Genomic DNA, 3,455 nt, shown 5'->3' with positions numbered 1-3,455 from the left:
ACGTCGGCGAAGGGGAAGTAGATCGCGGCGTGGTCGAAGGCCTGCTTGAGCATGGCATCGATGGTGGGCGGTGCCGGCGCCACGGCGACCAGGTTCTCGGCCGGCGCGAAGGCCGTGATGGTCTTGCCGTCGTAGGAGAACTCCGAGGCGGGCCCGTCCCCGAGAGTGACCACGCGCAGCCTGTCGGGGCGCTGCAGCAACACCTCGGAGGTGGTTCCGTAGGCCAGCGCGGGGCCGACGCTGCTCGGGCTTTCGTAGGTGGCGACCGCCGTGAACGACATCGAATGGGGGGTCGTCAGAGCGCCGCCCATCGCGCGCAGCAGGTCGATGGCCTTGGCTTCGAGTTCAGGCTGGGTCGACTTGGCCGCTGATTTGGCTGCCGCCCTGGCGGGCTTGGCGGGTGGCGGCTGCTGTGCATTTGCATTCGCCATCAGCGACAGGCCCAGCGCGACCAGCATGGTGCAGGCGCAGCGTTGGAGTTGGATCATTGCTGATTTCCTTTTTCGACGTTGACGGACCGCAGGCCCGGATCGGATGCGGCTTGCGCCKTGCGGCTCGTTTCAGCGCTCAGGATAGTGGCAATGGCGTTCGCGCACACCTTCCCTTTCGGGAAGTAGCCGGCGAGCCACCCGCCCGGCGCTCGATACGGGACTGCCGCTCAGAGGCAGGATGCGTCGGTTTGCCGAAACCGGGGCGAGCTATGCTTGGCCGTCTCGGCCGGTCACGCGCATCATCCGCAGGCACACCTCAACCTCATTTCCAACGGTAGGGATTCGATGAAATTCGCCGCAGCATGAACGTGACCGAACCCACCGTCTACCTTGTCGACGACGACGTGTCGTTTCTCACCGCCACGTCCCGACTGCTGCTCGTCAGTGGTTTCACCGTGAAGGCCTTCCTGTCCGCCAGTGAGTTTCTTGCGACGTGCAGCAACGACGCACGGGGTTGCGTGGTGGCGGATTTGCAGATGCCCGGATTGAACGGGCTCGACCTGCAATCGGCGCTCGCGCAGACACGCAACCCGCTCCCGCTCCTCTTTCTTACCGGACAGGGCGACATTGCTTCGACCGTGCGGGCGATGCGCGGCGGCGCGGAGGACTTTCTCGAAAAACGAGCCCCCAAGGAGGAACTGCTCGACGCAGTAAGGCGCGCCCTGGCGCGGGACGGGCATGAGCGCGAGGCGAGGGCTCGCCAACATGAGCGGGAGGAGCGCTTCAGCGCCCTGTCGGTGCGAGAGTCCGAGGTACTCTCCCACGTCCTGCGGGGCCGCCTCAACAAGCAGATTGCCGGCGATCTGGGAATCAACGAACGCACCGTGAAACTGCACCGTACGGCGATCATGATGAAACTGGGGGTAGGGTCCGTCGCGGCGCTCACGCGGCTGTCGCAGGAGGCGGGTGTCTTGACGGCGGCCGCGCCCACCTTCCCTAAGGGGAAGTAGACAGCGGGCTCGGGGGCGCCGAAAGTGCACGTCGACCTCCGATGAGCATCATCACCCCCATCTATGTCGCCCTCGTCGATGACGACGAGAGCCTTTGCCGATCTCTTGGCAGGCTGCTGCGCGCGTCGGGGATGCAGCCGATCTCCTATGGCTCGGCAGAAGCGTTCCTCGCAGACACGAAGCAGCCCCGGTTCGACTGCCTGGTGTTCGATGTCCAGCTCGGGGGGATGTCGGGCATCGAGCTGGCCCAGCGCCTGGTCGCGGAAGGCGGACACGCGCCGTTCATTTTCATCACCGCGCACGACGACCCCGAAACGTGTGCCGCGGCGCAAGCCGTCGGATGTGCGGCCTACTTTCGCAAGATCGATACCGGTGCCGATGTTCTCGAGGCCATCCGCCGAGCGGCGGCCGGCTGAGCATGGATATCCCGTTGAAGCGCTGTCGAGGCTCAGCCTCGGTCACGATGAAGCCGGCCGGCTGTTGTGTCTTCGTGCAACGGACGAAGAGCCCGGCGACAAGCACAACGTAGGCGCTCGCCCACACCTTCCCCTTCGGGCAGTAGACGGCGAACGCCCTGCAAGCCCACAGTGCGCCGATGGGACTCGCGTGCCTCGAAGGCCGTGGCGCACCGTCAAGTGAAGCTTGAAGCGCACCACACGAGCCCTATGAACCCAGTCACCTTCTCCAGCACCGAACACATGGATTTTCGTCTTCATCTTCGCAGCCTGACCGCCGCACTCGCATTCGCCATGGGCGTGCTGGCGCCGACGCTGTCAGCTGCACAACAGTCGCGGGTCGACCCTGCTGCCGACCACTGGCGGTACAGCCTCTCGGTGTACGGCTATCTGCCAAGCCTGAGCGGCTCGACGAGCGCACCGGGGAGCACGGGTGGCGCGTCCATCAACGTCAGCGCCGACAAGATCATCGACAAGCTGAAGTTCACGTTCATGGGTTCGTTGGACGCGCACAACGGGCGATGGGGCTTCTTCACCGATCTCATCTATCTCGACCTCGGCGGCAGCAAGACCCGCAGCCGCTACTTCACGATCGGGGACGTCGGGCTCCCGGCGGGCACCACGGCAGATCTCGGCTTGAATCTCGAGGGTTCGATCTGGACATCGGCGGGCGAGTACCGCGTGGTGTCCGATCCGGCGTTGACGCTGGACCTGCTCGCCGGCGCGCGCATGTTCCGCCTGCGGCAAATCTTGAGCTGGAACATCGCCGGCGACCTCGGGCCGGTCGCGACCGCCGCGCGTGTCGGCAGCGTCAAGCACAGCGAAACCCTGTGGGACGGCATCGTCGGCGTCAAGGGGCGGTATGCCCTTGGCGAATCCGGGAAGTGGTCGCTTCCGTTCTATGTCGATGTCGGCACCGGCGAGTCCCGCCTGACCTGGCAGGCGGCCGGCGGCATCAGCTACGCGTACGCCTGGGGTGAACTGAGCGCCATGTGGCGCTATCTCGCCTACGACATGAAGTCGGGCAAGGCCGTCAAGGACCTCAATTTCAGCGGGCCGCTGCTCGGCGCGACCTTTCGTTGGTGAGCGACCGCGGGCGGGCATGGCGACATGGATGGGATTCCACGTCGCGTACTGCCCGAAAGGGAAGGTGCGCAAGATCGCCTTTGCCGATACGCTTTGAGGAGGAGAAGGTCGCCTCCGTGGCAGAGATCATCGGCAGTTCGCCGCAATCCGGCGCGCATGCCGCAGCCTGGTTTCCTCCGTGCGAAGTCGACAGACTCGGCTGCGGCCTTTTCAAAGTTGGTAACCGCTGCAGCATCCTCGGCCATTCAACCATCTGGACACCGACATGCCACCAACAATTCCACCGGAAGGTGCGGTTGCACCTGAACCGTTGCCTGTTCCTGTGTCGTCGGCGACATGGGTCGCCACGCGCGCCGCCAAGACGCAGCGCCAGGACATGACGCGACTCGTGCTCGGYCTCCTGAAGCCCTACCACGGCTGGCTGGTGATCGTGTTCGCCGCCATGATGGTCGAGATCGTCATGAGCCTGGCGG

The 3,455-nt window shown here is 65.1% G+C and carries 4 protein-coding genes; 3 read left to right on the top strand and 1 reads right to left on the bottom strand.

The window, feature by feature from the left end; translation table 11 throughout:
* A partial coding sequence (locus tag AC1D2K_RS32190) for a DUF2092 domain-containing protein (RefSeq protein ID WP_478094184.1) occupies positions 1-488 on the bottom strand: 488 nt, incomplete at its 3' end.
* A gap of 305 nt (positions 489-793) precedes the next feature.
* Here AC1D2K_RS32190 and AC1D2K_RS32185 point away from each other — a divergent pair.
* The 3 genes from AC1D2K_RS32185 to AC1D2K_RS32175 all read left to right on the top strand — a co-directional run bounded on the left by AC1D2K_RS32185 (position 794) and on the right by AC1D2K_RS32175 (position 2,982).
* Complete coding sequence (locus AC1D2K_RS32185; RefSeq protein WP_478094183.1) at positions 794-1,441, top strand: response regulator transcription factor; 648 nt, start codon at positions 794-796, stop codon at positions 1,439-1,441.
* 41 nt (positions 1,442-1,482) lie between these two features.
* Positions 1,483-1,857 (top strand): response regulator transcription factor, encoded by a 375-nt coding sequence (locus AC1D2K_RS32180; protein WP_478094181.1) that lies wholly within the window; start codon positions 1,483-1,485, stop codon positions 1,855-1,857.
* A 219-nt stretch (positions 1,858-2,076) separates the two neighbouring features.
* On the top strand, positions 2,077-2,982 hold the full coding sequence (locus tag AC1D2K_RS32175; protein ID WP_478094179.1) for a hypothetical protein: 906 nt from the start codon (positions 2,077-2,079) through the stop codon (positions 2,980-2,982).
* Positions 2,983-3,455: the final 473 nt, after the last annotated feature.

It is taken from the genome of Variovorax sp. P1_H12_2, assembly GCF_056405335.1.
Note: the sequence above shows the minus strand (reverse complement) of the source record. Positions and strands in the feature narration are given on the sequence as shown.